Origin of the sequence: Curtobacterium sp. P97 (genome assembly GCF_023712445.1) — a bacterium.
Taxonomy (GTDB): domain Bacteria; phylum Actinomycetota; class Actinomycetes; order Actinomycetales; family Microbacteriaceae; genus Curtobacterium.
Genome location: NZ_JAMAYF010000232.1, coordinates 1 through 384 on the forward strand (window position 1 = coordinate 1; position 384 = coordinate 384).

Consider the following 384-nt stretch of genomic DNA (forward strand, 5'->3'; position numbering starts at 1 on the left):
ACCCGCAACATGTCGACCGCCGAGATCATCGAGCAGATCGTCCGCGCGAACGCCGCGATCGCCGCCGGCGAGCTCGGGGGTGACCCGCGCAAGGGCGGGCAGGACCGCGTCGACGCCGAGCCGAGCGGGTCACGAACATCGTCTTCATGGGGATGGGCGAGCCGCTCGCCAACTACAAGCGGGTCATCGAGGCGGTGCGCACGATGATCGCCCGCAGCCGCACGGTCTCGGGATGAGCGCGCGCGGCATCACCGTCTCCACCGTCGGCCTGGTGCCGGCGATCAAGAAGCTCGCGGACGAGGACACCGCTCACCTTCGCCCTGTCGCTGCACGCGCCGGACGACGAGCTCCGCGACGAGCTCATCCCGGTGAACTCGCGGTGGA

At 70.3% G+C, this 384-nt stretch carries 1 pseudogene; it reads left to right on the plus strand.

The window, feature by feature from the left end:
• A pseudogene (locus tag M3677_RS17790) lies at window positions 1–384 on the plus strand (23S rRNA (adenine(2503)-C(2))-methyltransferase RlmN); the annotation flags it as partial.